Origin of the sequence: Citrobacter europaeus (assembly GCA_020099315.1) — a bacterium.
GTDB lineage: Bacteria > Pseudomonadota > Gammaproteobacteria > Enterobacterales > Enterobacteriaceae > Citrobacter > Citrobacter europaeus.
Genome location: CP083650.1, coordinates 4,038,971 through 4,059,766, shown reverse-complemented (window position 1 = coordinate 4,059,766; position 20,796 = coordinate 4,038,971). Strand labels below are relative to the sequence as shown.

At 53.8% G+C, this 20,796-nt stretch carries 18 protein-coding genes; 14 read left to right on the top strand and 4 right to left on the bottom strand.

The features are described 5' to 3' along the window. Positions 1-35: 35 nt before the first annotated feature. The 6 genes from pgaA (at position 36) to LA337_18945 (ending at position 6,959) form a co-directional block, all read left to right on the top strand. Positions 36-2,498 carry a poly-beta-1,6 N-acetyl-D-glucosamine export porin PgaA gene (gene pgaA / locus LA337_18970; protein ID UBI15226.1) on the top strand — a complete coding sequence of 821 codons (2,463 nt, stop codon included), beginning with the start codon at positions 36-38 and terminating at the stop codon, positions 2,496-2,498. 9 nt (positions 2,499-2,507) lie between these two features. After that, positions 2,508-4,529, top strand: coding sequence for a poly-beta-1,6-N-acetyl-D-glucosamine N-deacetylase PgaB (gene pgaB / locus LA337_18965; GenBank protein ID UBI15225.1), 2,022 nt, complete (start codon positions 2,508-2,510; stop codon positions 4,527-4,529). After that, the gene (gene pgaC / locus LA337_18960) at positions 4,526-5,860 is read left to right on the top strand and encodes a poly-beta-1,6 N-acetyl-D-glucosamine synthase (protein ID UBI15224.1); all 1,335 of its coding nucleotides are present in this window, start codon (positions 4,526-4,528) and stop codon (positions 5,858-5,860) included. The genes pgaB and pgaC overlap by 4 nt, the downstream gene beginning before the upstream one ends. After that, the gene (gene pgaD / locus LA337_18955; protein ID UBI15223.1) at positions 5,857-6,363 is read left to right on the top strand and encodes a poly-beta-1,6-N-acetyl-D-glucosamine biosynthesis protein PgaD; all 507 of its coding nucleotides are present in this window, start codon (positions 5,857-5,859) and stop codon (positions 6,361-6,363) included. Before pgaC ends, pgaD begins: the two co-directional genes overlap by 4 nt. A gap of 81 nt (positions 6,364-6,444) precedes the next feature. Beyond that, complete coding sequence (locus LA337_18950; protein UBI15222.1) at positions 6,445-6,675, top strand: (4Fe-4S)-binding protein; 231 nt, start codon at positions 6,445-6,447, stop codon at positions 6,673-6,675. 11 nt (positions 6,676-6,686) lie between these two features. After that, entirely contained in the window at positions 6,687-6,959 is a 273-nt protein-coding gene (locus tag LA337_18945; GenBank protein ID UBI15221.1) for an N-acetyltransferase, read from the top strand. A gap of 42 nt (positions 6,960-7,001) precedes the next feature. Here the strand turns inward: LA337_18945 and LA337_18940 are convergent, their stop codons facing one another. Then, complete coding sequence (locus LA337_18940) at positions 7,002-7,931, bottom strand: LysR family transcriptional regulator (GenBank protein UBI15220.1); 930 nt, start codon at positions 7,929-7,931, stop codon at positions 7,002-7,004. Positions 7,932-8,322: 391 nt separating this feature from the next. Here LA337_18940 and LA337_18935 point away from each other — a divergent pair, with 391 nt between their 5' ends. The 7 genes from LA337_18935 (at position 8,323) to LA337_18905 (ending at position 16,826) form a co-directional block, all read left to right on the top strand. Then, positions 8,323-8,928 carry an ankyrin repeat domain-containing protein gene (locus LA337_18935; protein UBI15219.1) on the top strand — a complete coding sequence of 202 codons (606 nt, stop codon included), beginning with the start codon at positions 8,323-8,325 and terminating at the stop codon, positions 8,926-8,928. A 93-nt stretch (positions 8,929-9,021) separates the two neighbouring features. Further along, positions 9,022-9,843 (top strand): DUF2877 domain-containing protein, encoded by an 822-nt coding sequence (locus tag LA337_18930; protein UBI15218.1) that lies wholly within the window; start codon positions 9,022-9,024, stop codon positions 9,841-9,843. After that, complete coding sequence (fdrA, locus tag LA337_18925; GenBank protein ID UBI15217.1) at positions 9,821-11,368, top strand: acyl-CoA synthetase FdrA; 1,548 nt, start codon at positions 9,821-9,823, stop codon at positions 11,366-11,368. The genes LA337_18930 and fdrA overlap by 23 nt, the downstream gene beginning before the upstream one ends. Further along, on the top strand, positions 11,368-12,786 hold the full coding sequence (locus LA337_18920; GenBank protein UBI15216.1) for a DUF1116 domain-containing protein: 1,419 nt from the start codon (positions 11,368-11,370) through the stop codon (positions 12,784-12,786). The genes fdrA and LA337_18920 overlap by 1 nt, the downstream gene beginning before the upstream one ends. Before the next feature lie 117 nt (positions 12,787-12,903). Further along, a complete protein-coding gene (locus tag LA337_18915; GenBank protein ID UBI15215.1) occupies positions 12,904-14,454 on the top strand; it encodes a xanthine permease in 1,551 nt (516 codons plus the stop codon). Positions 14,455-14,480: 26 nt separating this feature from the next. After that, a complete protein-coding gene (locus LA337_18910) occupies positions 14,481-15,431 on the top strand; it encodes a carbamate kinase family protein (protein UBI15214.1) in 951 nt (316 codons plus the stop codon). A gap of 12 nt (positions 15,432-15,443) precedes the next feature. Next, positions 15,444-16,826, top strand: a complete 1,383-nt coding sequence (locus LA337_18905) for an amidohydrolase family protein (GenBank protein ID UBI15213.1) — start codon at positions 15,444-15,446, stop codon at positions 16,824-16,826. Between the two features lie 45 nt (positions 16,827-16,871). Here LA337_18905 and LA337_18900 read toward each other — a convergent pair whose 3' ends face one another. Continuing rightward, complete coding sequence (locus LA337_18900; protein UBI15212.1) at positions 16,872-17,771, bottom strand: nickel/cobalt efflux protein RcnA; 900 nt, start codon at positions 17,769-17,771, stop codon at positions 16,872-16,874. 120 nt (positions 17,772-17,891) lie between these two features. Between LA337_18900 and rcnR the strand changes: the two genes are divergently transcribed. Beyond that, entirely contained in the window at positions 17,892-18,164 is a 273-nt protein-coding gene (rcnR, locus tag LA337_18895; protein UBI15211.1) for a Ni(II)/Co(II)-binding transcriptional repressor RcnR, read from the top strand. A 784-nt stretch (positions 18,165-18,948) separates the two neighbouring features. Here rcnR and LA337_18890 read toward each other — a convergent pair. Then, positions 18,949-20,178: an amino acid permease gene (locus LA337_18890; protein UBI15210.1), complete on the bottom strand. Its 1,230-nt coding sequence runs from the start codon at positions 20,176-20,178 to the stop codon at positions 18,949-18,951. Between the two features lie 142 nt (positions 20,179-20,320). Beyond that, positions 20,321-20,776, bottom strand: coding sequence for a multidrug/biocide efflux PACE transporter (locus LA337_18885; GenBank protein UBI15209.1), 456 nt, complete (start codon positions 20,774-20,776; stop codon positions 20,321-20,323). Between the last annotated feature and the right edge of the window lie 20 nt (positions 20,777-20,796).

The window sequence follows — 20,796 nt, the reverse complement described above, 5'->3', positions numbered from 1 at the left end:
TTATTTTTACTCTGATGTAAGTTATAAGGGCAGATATGTTAAGTATGCGTCGACATGCCAACTTCATTAAACGTTTTAAGTCTTTAAGCTGTTTATTTACGGCAAGCGTTCTTTTTCCTATGCAAATCTCTGCAGCGGTATCAGATTATGACGCTTTGGTTATTGAAGCGCGAAGTGGTAATAGTGCGCCGTTATTGCGCTATCTTGAGGATCAGGGAAAGCAAAGCGCGCTATCGCCAAATCAGGTTGCCGACTGGCTGCAAGTTTCCAGTTGGGTTGAGAACAACGATAAAACCACCATTGCAATCTGGCAGCGCTATCGTGGGCAGATGGAAGTGCCTGCGCGCGGCAAAGTCGCCGCTGCTCGTGCGTACCGTAACCAGAAAAACTGGAATGATTCATTGGCGGTATGGGAAAGCGTTTTACAGGAAGAACCTGACAACGTTGACGTACGTACCGGCTGGATAATGACATTGGCGGATGCTCGCTACAACCAGCAAGCCCTTACTGAAGCGAATAAATGGGCACAGGCGCATCCGGGCGCAGACTCCGACGCGTTACTTGCCTATGTCTATCATTCCCAGGGGAAAAACTGGGACGCGCTGTTGGTTGCCAGCCAGGCAGATGACGTTGATCCAGATAATAAAAATGCAAAATCCACGCTGCTATCTGCTCTGTCAGCAAACCGCGTTTCCGGGCCCGCTCTAAATATGGCGGAGGTAGTACCTACAGCAGATCCTGTGAAGCGTCGCCTTGAACTTGATGCTGCCGCCGAAATGGTACGTTCCTCCTATACGTCCGCGCGGAATGAAGAAGAACGGTTTATCGTGGCGGATAAAGCCCTGGCCCGTTATGACCAGTTACTGGCTGCCTGGAAGGATGAACCATCCGCGCAGAATGATGTTCGTCGGGCGAGAATTGACCGCATGGGCGCTTTGCTGGTTCGTAAACGTACTTCTGAAGTGATTAATGAATACGAATCGCTGTCTGCAAGCGGCGAAGTGCCAAACTACGCAAAACGCTGGGTAGCATCGGCATGGTTAAGCGAGCGCCAGCCAGAAAAAACCGAAGCGATGCTGATGAGCATCTACTATCCGAACGGACCGATTCCTGTTATGCCGCTCGGCCCAGAGGATCAACAGGATCTGTTCTACGCGCATATCGATAATGAAAACTTTGATGCTGCTAAAAAGCAGGCCGAAAACTTAATCAAAGAGAGTCCGTACCTGCGACGTATCTATGGTTCGCCAACGCCGCAGCCTAACGATAACTGGCTGCTCGGACAGTCGCTGCTGACGCAATATCATATTGCTGCCAATGAATTGCCAGAGGCAGAAAAGCTCGCAGAGCATCTGGCGCGAACAGGCTCAGGTAACCAGGGACTGCGCATATCTTATGCCTCTGTACTTGAAGCGCGTGGCTTGCCACATGCGGCGGAGAAAGAGTTGAAGCTTGCGGAAGTGATTGAGCCAAGCAACCTGGAGCTGGAGCGTCAGCAGGCTTACGTTGCGCTGGATCTCCAGGAGTGGAAGCAAGCCGATGAACTGACGGATGACGTTATCGCCCGTAGCCCGGATGATGAAGCGACGCTGCGCCTCGCGCGTATTCGTGATGTCCACAAAATGTCGGAAGTGCGTATTAGCGGCACGCAGGGGATCTCGTCCGATAGCCCGGTCAGCGGTAAGAATGATTTCAACATCAACACGGCGATTTACTCCCCGCCAATTAACGACAACTGGCGACTGTTTACCGGATTCAACTTTGCTACCGGTGAATTTGAAGAAGGGAAGGGGATCAGCCGCGATCTGGCGGCAGGCGCGGAATGGACTTCCCGTGATTACTGGGCGGAAATGGAAGTGTCTGGCCGAAATTATGGCGATGGTCAGAAGATTGGTGGACGTCTTTCCGGTTGGCATGACTTCAATGACAACTGGCGCGTAGGCGGTTCGGCCGAGCGTTTGTCGCGTAATACGCCACTGCGCGCGCTGCGTAGCGGCGTGTATGCCAACGGCGGCGATATGTTTGTCCGCTGGTATCAAAACGAACGACGTGAATATCAACTGTCGTTCGCCGCATCACATTTCTCAGATGGTAACGATCGCATCGAATACGGACTCAGCGGAAAAGAACGCATGTGGACGACGCCGCGCTTCACTCTGGACTTTACCCCAGGCATCGGCGGGAGCACTAACACCAAAGAGAATGTGCCGTATTACAACCCGAAGAGTGATTTTTCCGTTGTTCCGGGCCTGAGCGCGGAGCAGGTTCTTTACCGCCACTATGACACCGTCTGGACTCAGCAAGGCCTGGCAGGTGTCGGTGGCTACTGGCAGCAAGGCCAGGACGCTGGTGCCATCGTTCAGGTGGGATATGGACAACGGCTCAAATGGAACAACGTCGTAGATGGTGGGGTGATGCTGATTTGGGATAAACGCCCCTACGACGGTAAACGTGAGCGGAATATCTCCCTCGCTTTCGATTTAAATGTCAGGTTTTAAGGATTGTTCATGCTGAAAAGATGCCTGTGGCTTAGCGCATTAATCGCTGGCTGGTTGATGATTACCGCGTGCAGTAGCGCGCACAATACAACGCCTCGCTATGTTCCTCCCGCGCAGAGAACGCCGCTGACGGCGGATCATCCGTGGCCGAAAAATAGCTTTCTGGTGCTCGGCTACCACGACGTTGAGGATGGCGCCGCCGACCAGCGCTATCTTTCTGTGCGCACCAGCGCGTTGAGCGACCAAATGGCGTGGCTGCGTGATAATGGCTATAACCCGATCAGCGTGCAGCAAATTTTGGACGCCCATGACGGTAAAATCGTGTTGCCAGAAAAAGCGGTACTGCTCACCTTTGATGACGGATATAGCAGTTTTTATACCCGCGTCTGGCCGCTTCTGAAAGCCTACAACTGGCCTGCGCTTTGGGCTCCGGTAGGGAGTTGGGTTGATGCCCCCGCCAACAAAAAGGTCGATTTTGGCGGGCTAATGACGGCGCGAGATAAATTTGCCACCTGGAAAATGGTCGAAGAAATGGGCAAATCGCCGTTGGTGGAAGTCGGTGCGCACACCTGGAACTCGCATTTCGGTGGCGAAGCCAACCCGCAGGGAAGTAAAGAACCGGCGGTGGCGAACCGCCTGTATGATAAGAAGACCGGCGCTTACGAAACGGACGAACAGTACACGCGACGCATAAACGCGGATATCTCTCTTATCACCAATAAGATTAAATCGGTGACCGGGAAATCGCCACGCGCGTGGGTCTGGCCTTACGGCGCGGCCAACGGCACAACGTTAAACCTGGCTAAAGATCATGGCTATAAGATGGCCTTCACGCTCAACGAAGGGCTGGCGAATGCCGCGTTTCTCGACGATATTCCACGCGTGCTGATCTCTGATAACCCCTCTCTGAAGCGCTTTGCCAGCCAGGTTGCGCAGGTACGTGAACCGCAGACGATGCGCGTGATGCATGTCGATCTGGATTACGTGTATGACAAAGATCCGGCCCAGCAGAAGCGAAACATCGACAAGCTTATCCAGCGCGTTTATGACATGCGCATTTCTCATGTCTTCCTGCAAGCCTACGCCGATCCGCAGGGCGACGGGAATATTCGCGAGCTCTATTTCCCCAACCGCTGGCTGCCAATGCGCGCCGACCTCTTTAACTATATCTCCTGGCAGTTACAAACGCGGGCAGGGGTGACGGTGTATGCCTGGATGCCGGTTCTGGCTTTCGATCTCGACGCTTCCATTCCACGCGTAACCGCCTGGGATCCGAAAACGGGCCGTACTGCGATCAACCGCGAGAACTATGTTCGTCTGTCTCCCTGGGACAGCGAAGCGCGTAAACGCATCACTGAAATCTATGAAGACCTGGCGAAGCATGCCAGCTTTAAAGGGATTTTGTTCCACGACGATGCTTTCCTGACGGATTTTGAAGATGCGTCACCGGAGGCGGTAGCCGCCTACCGCGCCGCAGGTCTTCCGGGCAGCATTGAGCAAATCCGTAGCAACCCACAGTCGTTTGAGCGCTGGACGCGACTAAAAAGTAAGGTGCTGATCGACTTCACCAAACAGCTGACCCAGGCGGTGCGTAATATTCGCGGTCCGCAGGTGCAAACTGCGCGCAATATTTACGCGATGCCGGTACTGGAACCGGAGAGTGAAGCCTGGTTTGCGCAGAATCTGAATGATTTCCTCAATACCTATGACTGGACGGCACCGATGGCGATGCCATTCATGGAGCAGATCCCGGCTAATGATGCCAACGCCTGGCTCGACAGATTAGTGAATGCCGTTGCACAAACGCCCGGCGCGCTGGACAAAACCGTGTTTGAACTACAGGCACGAGACTGGCGTAAATCCGGGGACGAGGCTGAAATCAGCGGAAAACAAATAGCCGAATGGATGCGCCAACTGAAATTAAGCGGTGCAGGTAACTACGGCTATTACCCGGATGATTTCATCAGCGACAAACCTGAGATGTCAGAGATTCGCTCGACGTTCTCCTCATACTGGTACCCGCAAAAATGACAGATCGCATTATTGCTTTCCTGATACTTTGCCTGATGTTCAGCCTGCCGTTTGGCGTGGCTGTCGTCTTTACAGGTGAAGTGATGTTGAACTTTGTCTTCTTCTGGCCCTTATTCATGTCAGCATTGTGGATAAGCGGCGGGGTCTATTTCTGGTTTTACCGTGAACGCCACTGGAAATGGGGAGATGACACGCCGCCGCCGACGCTACAGGGAAATCCGCTGGTTTCCATTTTGATCCCTTGTTTTAACGAAGGGATCAATGCGCGTGAAACCATTGAGGCCGCGCTGGCGCAGCGATATAAGAACATCGAAGTGATTGCCATCAACGATGGTTCAACGGATGATACCCACGACGTGCTGGAACAACTGGCTGTGGAATACCCCAGTCTGCGGGTGATTCATCTGGCTGAAAACCAGGGCAAAGCGCTGGCGCTTAAGACCGGGGCAGCCGCGGCGCGCAGTGATTACCTGGTGTGTATTGATGGCGATGCGTTATTGGACCGTGATGCCGTTGCCTATATTGTGGCTCCGCTTATCCAGTTCCCGCGCGTCGGTGCAGTGACCGGGAATCCACGTATTCGAACCCGCTCCACCTTAATCGGTCGGGTGCAGGTCGGTGAGTTTTCTTCCATTATCGGCTTGATTAAGCGTACACAGCGAGTCTATGGGCAGATCTTTACCGTTTCTGGCGTGGTTGCGGCGTTTCGTCGTCGCGCGCTGGCCGAGGTCGGTTACTGGAGCCCGGACATGATCACCGAAGACATCGACATCAGTTGGAAGCTGCAATTGCGCCACTGGTCAGTATTCTTTGAGCCGCGAGCACTGTGCTGGATCTTAATGCCTGAAACGTTAAGAGGGCTGTGGAAGCAGCGTCTGCGCTGGGCTCAGGGGGGAGCAGAGGTGTTTATCGTTAACATGCGCCGCCTGTGGTCGTGGGAGTTCCGCCGCATGTGGCCGCTGTTTCTTGAGTTCTGTTTTTCTACCGCCTGGTCGTTTGCCTATGCTGTCAGTATCGTGTTGTTCCTGTTAGGGCTGATGATCCCGATGCCGGACTCGCTGTATGTACAACATCTGTTCCCGCCGGCCTTTACCGGACTTATCCTCGGCGTGGTGTGCTTGCTGCAGTTTGCGGTGAGCCTGATGATTGAGCGGCGCTACGAAAAAGGCATTGGCGCGTCGTTGTTCTGGATTATCTGGTTTCCGGTGGTGTACTGGATGCTAAGCCTGTTCACCACGCTGGTCGCTTTCCCGAAAGTCATGCTCAAACGCAAACGCGGCAGGGCGCGTTGGGTGAGTCCCGACCGTGGAATTGGGAGGATCGAATCATGAGCCAGCCACTGATCTTTACGGAGCGGCGTTTGTTGCCGCGCATTATTGACGTGCTGTTGACGGTCATCGCCTGGGTTGGATTTATCTATTTGATCTATAAAGGGCTGATCGCGGCTCTGGCGCACTCACCTTATATGGGCGTGCGACCCTTTTTCACCACGCTGGATACGGTCACGTTTTACATCCTTGTCGCGCTGGTCAACGGACTGGTGCTGATAAGCTGGGCGAAGTACAACCAGTATCGTTTTCGTGTAGAACGCCGCAGCCGCAGGCCCGGACTGGAAGACCATGAGCTGGCGGAAAGTTTACGCATTACCCGGGAACTGGTTACAGAACTCAACAAAGCGCGGGTGCTGACGGTCCACCATCATGAGAATGGTGAAATCAGTCATATCGATGTGGACAGGGATATCGCCGATAACCGCCTGCCGCCGCCGACGCCTGCGATGCTGGAGTATTTGCCGCCAGAGCCGCAGCCGTCGATGCAGAAAAGGTCTGAGTGATATTTCTGGTGCCAACTGCTTTCTTCGGCCTCGCACAGGTCTATGATTAGACCCAGACAATAAAAAATGCGAGGCAATGTCGTGGATAAGGAACTACTGGATGCAGGTTACCGGGCCTATACCGGCGAGAAGATTGATGTCTACTTCAATACGGCGATATGTCAGCATTCGGGCAACTGTGTGCGGGGAAGCGCTAAGCTGTTTAATCTGAAGCGTAAACCGTGGATCATTCCGGATGAAGTGGATGTCGCAACGGTCATTAAAGTGATTGATACCTGTCCGAGCGGTGCGCTGAAATATCGCCAGAAATGAGTGAGGGGACCATGGAAATTCTTGCAGGCCACAATAAGTTTTATGTTAACGATGCTGAAGGCAATCAGGTTGCCGAGATTGTCTTCGTGCCGACGGGTGAGCATCTCAGCATTATTGAACATACCGATGTCGATCCCAGCCTGAAAGGTCAGGGCGTTGGTAAACAGCTGGTGGCGAAGGTGGTGGAGAAAATGCGTGCCGAAAACCGCAAAGTTATTCCGCTGTGCCCGTTTGCCAAACATGAGTTTGATAAAACCCGTGAGTACGACGATATTCGCGCCTGAAAAGATTACGTACCCCGGAAGGCATAATCGCCGTCCGGGGCATCACTCCCGATGCAGCAAATCCTGATAAATTCCCGTCAACACCCCTTGTGGGCCAAACTCCTTTTTAATCCACTGCGTTACCCGACCGGTTGCTGAATGCTGGGTTGCCAGCAACATCCGTGAATCCTGACGCGGGTTGTGGATCTTCCGCGTGACCAGCAACGACTTTTCCATCGCCTCGCGCACCATATAGTCCGGCAGAAAACCGATGCCCTCACCCAGGATCTGGCACTGGCATTTGGTATTAAAATCGGGAACCAGGATCGACTCCTGGCCGTGTAACAGCCAACCGACCTTTTTGTTGATGGTGTGCGCGGTGTCTTCCACCATGATGTTCGGGTACAGGCGCAACTGGCTCTCAGAAATCGGTTCAGGCATAAAAGCCAGCGGATGATCCGGGGCAATCGCAAACGACCAGCGGATCGCGCCGATCTCGGTGTAATCAATCCCGCCGCCATCCAGTAAAGTATCCGGCGCGCCGATAGCGATGTTGGCAAGGTTGTTGATGATCGAATCCCAGACGCCGTTATACACCTCGGTGGTGACGGTTATCTGGCAGGTAGGGAACTGTTTCTTGAGTACCTGCAGCAGTCGCGCCGTGTGTTGAGGGGTATATAACAGCTGGTTAATACAGATACGTACCCGGGCTTCAATACCCTGAGCAATGGTATCAATGCTGCGCTTGATGGCGTGGAAATCGTTGAGCAGGTCGGTGGCCTTGCGAAACAGATAGCGACCAGATTCGGTCAACTCAATGCTACGGGTGCTACGCGTAAACAGCACCACATCAAGCCCCAGCTCCATGCGCTTAATGGTGTAACTAATTGCCGATGTGGTTAAGCCAAGTTCTTCAGCCGCTTTGCTAAAGCTGCTATAGCGGGCAGCCATGGTAAATGCCAGCAGGTTTTCCTCGGTAAAAATTGAATTCATCTTTCTCCCCTCCGGCGGCAAACGCGTATCCGCGATGCGATGATTGTTGAATGTATTTGTAATCCTTATACAGAGCAATCAGTTTTGAACAGAATTTAACACTAGTTTTACATTTGATTTGAAGGCAATCACACTTCTGTATATTAATTGCAGGCCGCTATCCGTGCAGCATCGCGCCTGATTTTCCTGACTATTGATTAATGGCAAAAAGCAGCTCTGTCATAAGGAAAAGATTGCACTACAGCACGTTTTGTTCTCATTGTTAAATATAATTCAATAATCGACACGCTTACGATGAATGAATTTTAAGCGGATATTATTCTCTGCGCTCTGTTGCTATTCTCAGCTTATTGGATATTTAAAAAGTCTAAAAAACTGCAGGAGAGCGATTATGTCAGAGAAAGAACTCATTACTGAATTTCTGCTGGCGGCAGAGCAGGGCAGTGCTGATGGATTAAAATCCTGCCTGGCAAAAAGTGTGGATATTAATGCCACTAACCGCCAGGGACGCACCGCCATTATTATTGCCAGCCTGAATAAGCATTATGACTGTGTTTCTTTATTGATTGCCGCTGGTGCCGATATTAATAAACAGGATCAAACCTGTTTTAATCCATTCCTGATTAGCTGTCTGACTAATGATTTAACGTTGCTGCGTATCGTATTGCCGGCCAACCCCGATCTCAATTGCCTGAGCCGGTTTGGCGGCGTTGGTATTACGCCTGCCAGCGAAAAAGGCCATGTCGAGATCGTCCGCGAACTTCTGCTGCGTACCGATATCAATGTTAACCATACCAACTTTGTCGGCTGGACGCCGTTACTGGAAGCCATCGTGCTTAATGACGGCGGCGCGAAGCAGCAAGAAATCGTTAAGCTGCTGCTCGACCATGGCGCAAACCCACACATGACGGATAAATACGGTAAAACCCCGCTGGAACTGGCGCGGGAGAAAGGGTATCACGAGATTGCCGAACTGCTGATTGCGGCCGGAGCCTGACAGAGGAGCGCCACTATCGCTACGCCATCACGGCGATGCGTACAGGCGCTAACCGCAGACGGCGCGTTTCTCGCTTTCCGGGGAACGGGACGGGTGGAACAGGTTTTTTCCCGCGCGGTAAACCTGTTAATACCCGAACAGCAGCGACTGCTGACGTTACTGAGTGAAGGTTGTGATAACGCGCCTAACAGCTGTCGGCTGGCGCTGACGCATTGTGAAGAGCTGTTTTACCCCGGTGAGTGGGTCAGTTTTACCAGGTCGGGAATAGCAGTTGGCAACGATAAATGGATAGAAACCTCCGGGTGCCTGCCGTGGCGCATACCACGCTGGACGCCAGATGCAGTAAGCCTTGCCGCAATCCGCTGGCTGTGCTGGGAAGAGCTTATCCGCCAACAGCTAAGAAGCGATGACTCATTATTTTTGTACCAGGGAGATAACCCGTTTTATCAGGAAATCACCCGTCAATTACTCAACCGCCGACAAACTTTACTGGCGGCGTTACATACAGGAGAAAATATCTCTACAGCGGTCAGCCATTTAATTGGTCTGGGGATTGGTCTGACGCCCTCATCGGATGATTATTTAGTGGGCTTAAGCACCATTCTATTTATTCCCGGGCATCCGCTGGGGAAATATCGTGAAGATTTTTTAGTTGCCTTACAACGTGCTGGAAATAATACAACGTTACTCAGCAAAATAACGCTGGAGGAAGCCTTTCATCAACGTTATCGGGAAAGCGTCGGACGGCTGCTGAACCATATTATTACTGAGCAACAACTCGTTTCTACGCAATATATTACTGACATTAAAAATATCGGCTCAAGTTCTGGCTGCGACATGCTGTATGGCATGGCGGATGCCTGCGCCCTGAGCCACAGGTCCGGAGGGAATTATGTCGATCAGGATAGTTGTTAAAAAGAACACGTATTTTGATTCTGTCTCACTGATGTCTATTTCCACACGCGCAAATAAGCTCGATGGCGTTGAGCAGGCGTTCGTGGCTATGGCGACAGAAATGAATAAGGGCGTACTGAAGAATCTCGGCCTGCTGACGCCTGAACTTGAAGAGGCGAAAAGTGGCGACCTGATGATCGTCATTAAAGGCGCCAGCGAGGCGGCGAACGACCAGACGCTGGTGGCGATTGACGATCTGTTTACGCATAAAGAGCAGGGCGGTCAGCATGAAGCGCGCTATGCCACGCTGGCCAGCGCGAAGAAGCACGTCCCTGACAGCAATCTGGCGGTGATCTCGGTCAATGGCCTGTTTGCCGCGCGTGAGGCGCGTCAGGCGCTGCAAAATAACCTCAACGTGATGTTGTTCTCTGACAACGTCTCTCTTGAAGACGAACTGGCGCTTAAGCAGTTGGCGCATGAAAAAGGGCTGTTGATGATGGGGCCAGATTGCGGAACCGCCATTATCAACGGCGCGGCGCTGTGTTTTGGCAACGCGGTGCGTCGCGGCAACATCGGGATTGTTGGTGCGTCCGGTACCGGTAGCCAGGAACTGAGCGTACGTATTCACGAGTTTGGCGGCGGGATTTCCCAACTGATTGGCACCGGTGGTCGCGATCTAAGTGAGAAGATTGGCGGCCTGATGATGCTTGACGCGATTGGCATGCTGGAGGCCGATCCGCAAACTGAGATCATCGCACTTATTTCCAAACCTCCTGCGACCGCGGTGGCGCGCAAGGTGCTGGAACGTGCGCGCGCCTGTCATAAGCCCGTTGTGGTGTGTTTCCTCGGCCGTGAAGCCGCGCCTGCAGATGAAAAAGGTCTGCAGTTTGCACGCGGAACTAAAGAGGCGGCATTGAAAGCGGTATTGCTGACCGGCGTGAAAAAAGAGAGCCTGGATCTCCATCCGCTCAACTGGCCGCTGATTGAAGAGGTTCGCGCCCGCCTCACCCCGCAGCAAAAGTACATCCGTGGCTTATTCTGCGGCGGCACGTTGTGCGATGAGGCGATGTTTGCCGCCATGGAAAAACATGCCGAAGTTTATAGCAACATTCATCCGGATCCGGCGTTCCGCCTAACGGATCTCAATCGCAGCGTGGCGCATACCTTCCTCGATTTCGGTGATGACGATTTTACCAATGGTAAACCGCACCCGATGATCGATCCGACCAACCGCATTAGTCGTCTGTTGCAGGAAGCGCGCGATCCTGAAGTCGGCGTGATCGTTATGGACTTCGTTCTTGGATTTGGATCGCATGAAGATCCGGTTGGCGTGATGCTTGGGGCGATCGTTGAAGCCAAAGCGATCGCCGCCGCAGAGGGGCGTCCGCTTGAGATCCTCGGCTATGTGCTGGGAACCGATCTTGATACGCCGTCACTGGAAAAACAGTGTCAGATGCTGACCGATGCTGGCGTTATCTGGGCGAGCAGTAGCACCAACACCGGATTGCTGGCGCGTGAATTTATCTGTAAGGGGGAGGAAGCCTGATGAGCCAGACACTGTTTAACCAGCCGCTGAACGTGATTAACGTCGGCATCGCGATGTTCAGCTATGACCTGAAAAAGCAAAACGTACCCGTGACTCAACTCGACTGGACGCCGCCGGGCCAGGGCAACATGCAGGTCGTGGCTGCGCTGGACGACATTGCCGATTCGCCGCTGGCAGACAAAATTGCTGCCGCTAACCAGCAGGCGCTGGAACGCATTATTCAGTCGCATCCGGTGCTGATTGGCTATGACCAGGCGATCAACGTCGTACCGGGCATGACCCGTAACACCATCCTGCACGCCGGGCCGCCAATCCGCTGGGAAAAAATGTGCGGCGCAATGAAGGGCGCGGTAACCGGTGCGCTGGTGTTTGAAGGGCTGGCGAAAGATCTGGATGAAGCCGCCGAACTGGCCGCCTCGGGTGAAATCATCTTCTCACCCTGCCACGAGCATGACTGTGTCGGCTCGATGGCGGGCGTGACCTCGGCATCGATGTTTATGCACATCGTTGAGAACAAAACTTACGGCAACCGCGCATATACCAATATGAGCGAGCAGATGGCGAAGATCCTGCGCATGGGGGCGAACGATCAGAGCGTTATCGAGCGCCTGAACTGGATGCGCGATGTGATGGGACCGATGCTGCGCGACGCCATGAAGCTGGCGGGCGAAATCGATCTGCGTCTGATGCTGGCTCAGGCGCTGCATATGGGCGATGAGTGTCACAACCGCAACAACGCCGGGACGGCGCTGCTGATTCAGGCGCTGACGCCGTGGATTATTCAGACCGGCTATCCGGTTGAGCAACAGCGAGAGGTGTTCGAGTTCGTCCTCAGCAGCGATTACTTCTCCGGACCGACCTGGATGGCGATGTGTAAAGCCGCAATGGACGCCGCACACGGTATCGAATACAGCACCGTGGTGACGACGATGGCGCGTAACGGCGTTGAGTTCGGTCTGCGCATCAGTGGCTTACCGGGTCAGTGGTTTACCGGTCCGGCGCAGCAGGTGATTGGTCCGATGTTTGCGGGCTACAAGCCCGAAGATTCCGGGCGCGATATTGGCGATAGCGCGATTACCGAAACCTACGGCATTGGCGGTTTCGCCATGGCGACGGCACCGGCCATCGTGGCGCTGGTGGGCGGTACGGTCGAGGAGGCGGTTGATTTCTCGCGCCAGATGCGTGAAATCACCCTCGGCGAAAACCCCAACCTCACCATTCCATTGCTTGGTTTTATGGGGGTACCGACCGCTATCGATATTACGCGCGTGGGCAGCACCGGCATTCTGCCAGTGATCAACACCGCCATTGCGCACAAAGATGCGGGGATCGGCATGATCGGCGCTGGAATAGTTCACCCGCCGTTCGCCTGTTTTGAAAAGGCGATCCTCAACTGGCGCGACCGCTACTGCCAATAACAATAACCGGGGCTAACGCGGTTAGCCCCACAGTAGCGAAGCGAAAAACGTTGCTTACCTGCAGGGCTGGGCGATCTCCGCGATCGCAAACGATGCTTAACCTGTGAAGGATATTCCATGAACAGCATAAAACTTGAATGGAAACGTGGTGACTGGGCAGCTTACTTCGGGCTGATGACCAACAACCTGACTAACCTGCTGACAATGATGGGGCTGCTCATTTTTGTTGTCGGGATCCCTACCGAAATTGTCTATGGTCGCATTGCGCCTGCCTTTGGCCTGGCGGTGCTGGTGGCCAGCGTCTGCTATGCCTGGTTTGGCCTGCAGATGGCAAAACAAACCGGACGTAAAGACGTGACGGCGCTGCCGTCCGGACCGAGCGCACCGTCGATCTTTACTGTGACTTTCCTGGTGCTGATGCCGGTTTATCAGCAAACCAAAGATGCCAACTTCGCTATCCAAATCGCGCTGGTGTGGTGTTTTGTTGAAGCGTTGATCCTGGTGGGCGGCTCCTTCCTGGGTGAGACCATCCGCAAGATGATCCCGCGCACGGTACTGCTGTCTTGTCTGTCCGGCCTGGGGTTGCTGCTGCTGGCGATGAACCCGATGCTGCAGGCATTTGAAGCGCCGACCGTCTCTTTCATCGTCCTGTTGCTGATCTTCATTAACTGGTTCGGTAAGAAGCCGATTTTTGCCCGTATTCCTACCGGTTTGCTGCTGCTGATTGCCGGTACGGCCCTGGCGTGGATCTCTGGTTTGCAAAGCCCGGAGGCCATTAAATCGTCGATGGCTTCCTTTGGTTTTAACCCACCGGAAATCCATGTCGACAGCTTCCTGCAAGGTTTGCCGCACGCGCTGCCGTATCTGGCTTCTGCTGTTCCTCTGGGTCTGGCGAACTACATTTTTGACCTCGAGAACATTGAAAGCGCGCATGCGGCGGGGGATGAGTACAACACCCGTAAAGTCATGATGGCGAACGGTTTTGCTTCCATGCTCGGTTGCATGCTCGGCAACCCGTTCCCGGTGACCGTGTATGTTGGGCATGCGGGCTGGAAAGCGATGGGTGCCAGCATCGGTTATACCCTCGCTTCAGGCATCACCATGTTCCTGGTGCCGTTATTTGGGTTAGGAGCGTTTATGCTCGCCATTATTCCGATGACCGCGATAGTGCCGATTTTGGTATTTATCGGTGTGGTGACCGCCAATCAGGTGGTGCGAGAGACGCCCAAAGTCGAGGTTCCCGTTATCTTCATCTGCTTGTTCCCGTGGATTGCTAACTGGGCATTGACCATCGTCAACAGCGTGATGGGGGCCGCCGGAACATCTGCGGGGAAACTGGGGAGCGATCTGCTGCACAGCAAAGGTGTCTATTACGACGGACTGGTGCATCTGGGAAGCGGCGCGCCGCTGGCCAGCATGCTGTGGGGCTGCGTCGCTATCTTCGCCATTATGAATAAGCCGCTGCGCGGGGCGATTGCCGCAGCCTTTGGTGCGCTGTTATCGCTGTTTGGCGTGATCCACTCTCCAGCGGTTGGCTTTGCCGAAGGCAGCTCGATGATGTTTGTTGTGGCCTACCTGATGATGAGCGGCATGTTTGTCCTCAAGCATGTTCTTGATAGCCGTGAAGCGGTGACTGCGCCAGAGCAGGAACCGACGAAAACGACCTGAATCGCCTGCACGCGGAAGATAACACTATGAAAGAACTTGTAGTCGTTGCCATTGGCGGCAACAGCATTATCAAAGATAACGCCAGCCAGTCGATTGAACATCAGGCTGAAGCGGTGAAAGCGGTGGCGGATACGGTGCTGGAGATGTTGGCATCGGACTACAACATTGTGCTGACGCACGGTAACGGGCCGCAGGTTGGGCTGGATCTACGGCGTGCGGAAATCGCACACGAGCGTGAAGGGCTGCCGCTTACCCCGTTGGCAAACTGCGTCGCCGATACGCAAGGCGGCATCGGCTATCTGATCCAACAGGCGCTGAACAACCGACTGGCACGACGCGGCGAGCAGAAGGCGGTCACGGTGGTCACGCAGGTGGAGGTCGACAAAAACGATCCGGGCTTCGCTAACCCCACCAAGCCTATCGGGGCGTTCTTTAGTGAAGCACAGCGCGATGAACTGCAGCGGGTCAATCCGGGCTGGCGCTTTGTTGAGGATTCAGGGCGCGGTTACCGCCGGGTAGTCGCCTCTCCACAACCGAAGCGCATTGTCGAGGCGGAGGCGATCAAAACGCTGACCCAGCAAGGCTTTGTGGTGATTGGCGCAGGCGGTGGCGGCATCCCGGTGGTGCGTAGCGAGCAGGGGGATTACCAGAGCGTGGACGCAGTGATTGATAAAGATCTCTCCACGGCGCTGCTGGCGCAGGAGATTCGCGCTGACATTCTGGTCATCACCACCGGCGTCGAGCAGGTCTGTATTCATTTTGGCAAACCCAACCAGCAGGCGCTGGATACGGTGGATGTCGCAACGATGACCCGTTACATGCAGGAGGGGCATTTCCCGCCGGGTAGCATGTTACCCAAGATCGTTGCCAGTCTGGCGTTTCTGGAGCGTGGCGGTAGACGAGTGATCATCACCACGCCGGAATGCCTGCCTGCCGCACTGCGTGGCGAAACGGGCACCCATATTGTCCATTCCTGAGAGGAAACGTGAATGAAGGAAAGTAACAGCCGCCGTGAATTTTTAAGTCAGAGTGGAAAAATGGTGACAGCTGCCGCGCTGTTTGGCGCAGTGGCTCCGGTCGCGTATGCTGCTAATCCTGTCGGGAACACCTGCGGGTCGAAGAGCACAATGACGATTAACGATAAGCACTATTACCTGGATAACGTCCTGCTGGAAGCCGGGTTTGATTACGAAAATTCGGTGGTGGTGCATACCCGTACCGCGCTACAAACCGTTGAAATCCAGGACGGGAAAATTGTTGCGCTGCGCGAGAATAAGCAGCATCCGGATGCGACGCTGCCGCACTATGATGCGGGAGGAAAGCTGATGCTGCCCGCCATGCGCGACATGCACATCCATCTGGATAAAACCTTTTATGGCGGTCCCTGGCGTTCGCTGAACCGTCCGGCAGGCACTACCATTCAGGATATGATCCGCCTGGAACAAAAGCTGCTGCCTGAACTCCAGCCTTACACACAGGAGCGCGCGGAAAAGCTCATCGATCTGCTGCAGTCAAAAGGCACCTCGATCGCGCGCAGCCATTGCAATATCGAACCGGTTTCCGGGCTGAAAAATCTCGAAAACCTGCAGGCGGTACTGGCGCGTCGTCAACCGGGTTTTGCCTGTGAAATCGTGGCGTTTCCGCAGCATGGCCTGCTGTTATCAAAATCTGAACCGCTGATGCGCGAAGCGATGCAGGCGGGAGCGCATTATGTCGGCGGTCTTGACCCCACCAGCGTCGATGGGGCGATGGAAAAATCCCTCGACACCATGTTCCAGATTGCGCTGGATTACGATAAAGGCGTGGATATCCATTTGCATGAAACCAGCCCGGCGGGCGTGGCGGCAGTGAATTACATGGTGGAGACGGTGGAGAAAACGCCACAGTTAAAGGGCAAACTGACCATCAGCCACGCGTTTGCGCTGGCAACGTTGAACGAACTGCAGGTAGATACGTTGGCGGGCCGCATGGCGGCACAGCAGATTACCATTGCCTCGACGGTGCCGATCGGTACCTTGCACATGCCGCTTAAACAGCTGCGTGACAACGGTGTGGAAGTGATTACCGGAACAGACAGCGTGATTGACCACTGGTCGCCGTACGGGCTGGGCGACATGCTGGAAAAGGCAAATCTGTACGCGCAGCTCTATATTCGCCCCAACGAACTCAACCTGTCGCGGGCGTTGTTCCTCGCTACTGGCGATGTGTTGCCGCTCAACGATAAAGGTGAGCGCGTCTGGCCGAAAGCGCAGGATGAAGCCAGCTTTGTGCTGGTGGATGCCTCCTGTTCGGCGGAAGCCGTCGCGCGAATTTCCCCACGCACCGCGACCTTCCATCAAGGGCAACTGGTGTGGGGGAATGTCGCAAGCTAATCTGGTTTTACGCGCAGCGGCAATCGCTGCTGCGCTCTTTGCTTGTTAGCCGACAATTCCCAGATAGCCGTGGATCCCCATATACAGCCCCACCATGCCAATGAGTGCGCTGGAAAAATAGGGAGCTTTGCGTGCCAGCGTGTTAAATCCGCTCCAGCGTTTGGCCGCCTGTTGCACACTGATTGCCGCTCCCACACCCACCGTTACCAGCGTCAGCGCCAGCCCGAGGCTGAAGCACAGTACCATGGTCGCGCCCAGCGTGAAGGCTTTGAGCTGGATGCAAATCAGCAGTACCGTAATGGCGGCAGGGCACGGGATCAACCCGCCGGTCAGACCAAACAGTAATATCTGGCCGTTGGTGACCTCTTTGTCCGCAAAGCGCCGCTGAATATCGGTGGCATGCGCTCGTTCGTGGGCATCCTGATACTCTTTTGAACCTTCGTTCAGCCCGGCCAGTGCGGCATGATCGTGTTCATGATGATGATGGTGATCGTCATCGCGGCCATCATGATGGTGGTGATGACCGTCATGATCATGGTGATGCTCGTGAGCGTGGTGATGATGCCCATGATCGTGGTCATGATGCGTCTGGGCCAGCCAGTTCTGCTCTCCCTGCCTGGTCCGCCAGAACATCCAGAATGCGGTCCCGAGAATAATAATCGCCGAGACAAACTGCAGCCAGGGCTCGACGGCCTGGGCGGTAAACGCTTTGCTGATATACATCCCGCCTAGCGCAATCAGCCATACCACGGCGGTATGCGACAGCGTTGCCGCCAGCCCCAGCATCACCGCCTGTTTGATGGTTCCCTTAATAGCAATAATAAAGGCCGCCATCATCGTCTTGGAATGCCCTGGTTCCAGCCCGTGTAACACACCCAATAGAATCGCGCTGGGAATGAAAAACCAGGCGTTGCCTTGCTGAAGAAGCGTAGAAAACTCACCCATGAGAATGATTCTTAGTTGTTTAATTTTGCTTGATTCTACTCCCCCCCAGTATTAAATACTACCCCCCAGTAGAATGAGGATGGTATTGTCGCTACAGCCAGACGTTAAAAAGGTAAAGCTATGTCACATACGATCCGCGACAAACAAAAGCTGAAAGCCCGAGCCAGCAAGATTCAGGGGCAGGTAGCGGCGTTGAAAACCATGCTGGATGAACCGCATGAATGCGCGGCGGTATTGCAGCAAATAGCGGCGATCCGCGGTGCGGTAAATGGATTAATGCGTGAAGTGATTAAAGGTCATCTAACCGAGCACATTGTGCATCAGGGCGATGAAATTAAGCGCGAAGAGGATTTGGATGTGATCCTGAAAGTGCTGGATTCGTACATCAAATAAGTCAGTTTAACGGCTCATCCACGTTCAATACCGTCCAGTTAAGCATGTAGGGTGAACATGTGATTCTTTCTCAGGGTTCCGTTCACCTCAGCAGTGTTATTTTTCTGAAGCATTGATACCCGTGAACGTGTAAAGGGCGTTCTTCGCCACGCCCTTTACAATCCCGGCTCCCGGCGGGAAAATTGCCGCTCCGCGGTCCCCTCCGCTTATTCCTCCAGGCTACCGGGTCGGGCGCGAGGTAGCGTCCCTGCAAAGCGCGCCCTGAGCCAGCATCCATGCTGGCTCTCCCCGGCTTACGGAAACACGTCGGCAATTTTCAGCCGGACCAGCCCACACCTCACCATCTGCGTTTTTGGTCTGAACAGCAAAACAGATTTAACTGGAAATCAGAGCGTTGAAGCGATGACTCGGGTCCGGCTGAAAATCGATGAGGAGTTGACGTCTGACCGGGGCTGTCCGCAGGGATGCGGACAGAGGGGACGGGCTGCATGGACGCAGGCTCGGCCCCGACCCGACAGGCAGACGGCATAAGACGAATGAATCGCGTAGCGACGATTTTCCCGCCGGGAGCCTGGGTTGCAAGGGAGGCGGCGGTGAGCCTCCCTTGCACGTTCACAGGAATCGGTGCTTCAGAGAAACGATGAACATGAGGTGAACGGAACCCTTCTCTGAGATAGCATGTTCATTACTTCCGCCAACACAGGTTGATACTTTCTGAAATTGAGTTGTTAACTGAACGACATCGCACCCACTTTCAGGAGAATGAGCCGTTCAACAACACGTTCTAGCCAAAAAACATCACAGATACGCACAGCAGACCGACAATCAGGGTGATCAGATTACCCACTGAACGGTACGGCTTCAGTGCCGGGATCAGATAGGTCGATAATGTCGGCATGATAAACAGAATCATGGCAATCAGTGGCCCGCTTATCGCGTAAATCATTGAAATGGCATTAGGGTTAATGCAGCAGATGATGAACGTAATGGCCGAAACCAACATAATGGACAGGGCGCGGTTAAAAGCCCGGCTTTTCTTCACTCCCACCTGATGCAACGACGTTTTTACTACTTCCGTTGCCCCTTCAATCACGCCAAAGTAGGTGCCGAGGAACGATTTTGACATCGCCACAACGGCAACGATGATCCCGGATATCGACAGCCAGGCCGGCGCGTTGGGCATCATCGATAGCGCTGACAGAATGGTCACGCCTTCATTTTTCGCGTCTTCGATATAGTTTGTCGGAATCGAAAGCAAACAGCTGAAGACGAAAAACAGCACGCTCAGGCAGATGATGACGTAGGCTACCTTCATGATTTTTTTGCATTTACCCATGGCCTGCTCGCCGTATTTCTCACGTCGGTCAATGGCGAACGTAGAGATAATTGGCGTATGGCTAAAAGCGAAAACCATCACGGGAATAGATATCCAAACCTGATGCAGCGTGTGCTGATCGAAAGACATCTGGCCAGTGAGTAACGTTGGTTGCCAGCTTCCGGTCAGGTAAAGCGAAAGGAATAAAAAGTATGCGATCAGCGGGAACACCAGAAAGCCCATGACCCGAATGGTGGCTTGTCGGCCCATCAGAAAAATCAGGTTCAGCACCAGCACCACGCCAAAACTGACCAGCATGCGGATCCGCAGATCGATGGTGATATGTTTTGCCAGCTGTTCGGTGAGTGAATTGGTTATCGCTACGGCGTAGATCAGCACCACCACAAAGAAGGCAATAAAATAGAGAGTGGTAATCAGGCTGCCAATCTTCTTGCCGTAGTAGTGCGTAACCGCGCCGGTAATTCCTTCACCTGCCGAGGTTTTTGAGGACAGGATAAACTGGCACAGCGCCTTGTGCGGCCAGTAGGTTAAAGGCCAGGCGACGAGTGCGGTGATAAACAATACCACCGCGCCTGCAGAACCCAGCTGTATGGGGAGGAAGAGGGTTCCTGCGCCGACGGCAGTCCCATATAGTGCGAAGCTCCAGAGAGTCTCTTCTTTTGACCAAAATTTCGACATTATTTGAACGTATCAACTATAAAATAAACAAAAAGAAGCGCAATTTACCACAAATGGCAGGGGCTGGGGGAGGTGTGAACGAGTGGGCTAGTGAATGGATTAATAGCCGGAACCGAGAAGATTCCGACTATTATTTTAATTATCAGGCAGTAACGCGCTGCTGGCGACGCTTCATAACACGCTCGCGTAACGTGTCATAAGCCCAGTTATAGAACATGGTGTACGGCAGGAAGAACAGGAAGAAACCTATTTCCAGCGTGAATGCCTGAATCAGGCTGACGTTTAGCACATACGCCACGATGCTCACCCCGATCACAATAAAACCGCTCTCGAAGCCTAAGGCGTGAAATGCCCGCACTTTCGCCGTACGTTTTACCAGATGTGATGGCCACAGGCGGTCAAACAGGGCGTTATAAATGATATTCCAGATCATCGCCGTGGTGGCGAGAAGAACGGTCAGTCCGCCCATTTCCAGCACCGAGCGCTGCATCAACCATGCGGTGGTTGGTGCGAGAACAGCGGTGGCAATGCCTTCAAAGCAGACGGCATGAAAAATACGCTCCACTAGCGAGCGGCGTTGGACTGTATCGTGTTGCATAACCTAAAACCTTCTTTAAT